At 67.0% G+C, this 1,356-nt stretch carries 1 pseudogene; it reads left to right on the top strand.

Annotation, left to right across the window (positions count from 1 at the left end):
- Positions 1–423: 423 nt before the first annotated feature.
- Positions 424–1,294, top strand: a pseudogene (locus IO20_RS39390) (IS5 family transposase).
- Positions 1,295–1,356 lie beyond the last annotated feature (62 nt).

Here is a 1,356-nt window from a genome sequence, read left to right as displayed (position 1 = left end):
CGGCGTCTGCGCCCCGGACAAGGCACTCGTACATGCCGTCGACCGGATCTGGGCGCAGCACAGCAGTCGGTCGGCCCCCGCTCACGGACCGGCCGTACGTCGTTCTCCCATCAGCCCGGGAGACAGGAACCCGGCCCCATGCGCAGCGCTGGGGCGTAACCGGGCGAGCTGGAGTAAAACCGCCTGTGAGAGGTCGTTTTCACTCGCAATGCCCGCGTATCAGCCAGTTCTTGAGGCGTTGGACGGTGGTGCGGGTGAGGCCGTGGAAATCGTCGGTATCTGCGGGGCTTGTGGGGCTGCGGGTGGGGCGGAAGACGACGTAATCCTGTTTCATCCCAGGGTGCCCGGCCTTCGTAGTCAGGTGCTTCCACTGCCGCTGCCGTGCGCCTGGGCGCATTCGGCTCGTGGCGGGACGCCGGAAGCATGCCGAAGCGACGTCCGTATCCGAGTGACCTGTCCGATGCCCGCTGGGAGTTGATCGAGCCGGTCCTGTCCGCTTGGCGGCTCGAGCGCCGACGCACGGCTCTGCACTTCGGCCGGCCGCCCGAACATGACCTGCGCGACATCATGGACGCGATCTTGTACGTCGACCGGACCGGGGTCCAGTGGCGCTACCTTCCGCACGACTTCCCGCACTGGAAACACGGTCTACGGCTACTTCGCCAAATGGGCCGACGAGGGCGTGTTCGCCCAGCTCAACGGCCGGCTCAGGCAACTGCTACGAGAAAAGGAAGAGCGGGACGCAGAGCCCACGGCCTGTGTGATCGACGCCCAGAGCGTGAAAACCTCCACCAGCGTTCCCGCCGCCGGCCAGGGTATCGACGCCGGCAAGAAGATCGTCGGCAGGAAGCGGAGCATCGTCACCGACACGCTCGGACTCCTCCTCGCCGTGCTGGTCACCGCGGCAAGCGTGCAGGACTCCGTGGCCGGCACCGCGCTGCTCGACCAGGTCGCCGCCGACCACCCGGGCATCCGCAAGGTATGGGTCGACGGCGGCTAGCGCCAGCACCTCGTCGAGCACGCGGCGACCCTCGGCATCGACATGGAGATCACCGCCCGCAAGCCCGGGACCAGGGGATTCACCCCCATCCCCAAACGCTGGGCGGTCGAGCGGACCTACGGCTGGCTCATGCTGAACCGCCGCCTGGCCCGCGACTACGAAACCCTGCCCACCCGCTCCGAAGCCCTGATCCCCCTCGCCATGACCAGCCTCATGGCCCGCCGCCTCACCGGCGAGAGCACCATCTCCTGGCGCGACCCGAAGAAGACCACAGAACATCCCATCTCGGGATGAAACATCGGACGAAAACGACCTCTAAGGGCTGTCCCGCAAATGCGGCCATGCTCTGACCTGAG

Origin of the sequence: Streptomyces exfoliatus, assembly GCF_000725545.1 — a bacterium.
In the GTDB taxonomy this organism is placed as follows: Bacteria; Actinomycetota; Actinomycetes; order Streptomycetales; family Streptomycetaceae; genus Streptomyces; species Streptomyces exfoliatus.
This window is presented reverse-complemented; position numbering and strand designations above follow the sequence as displayed.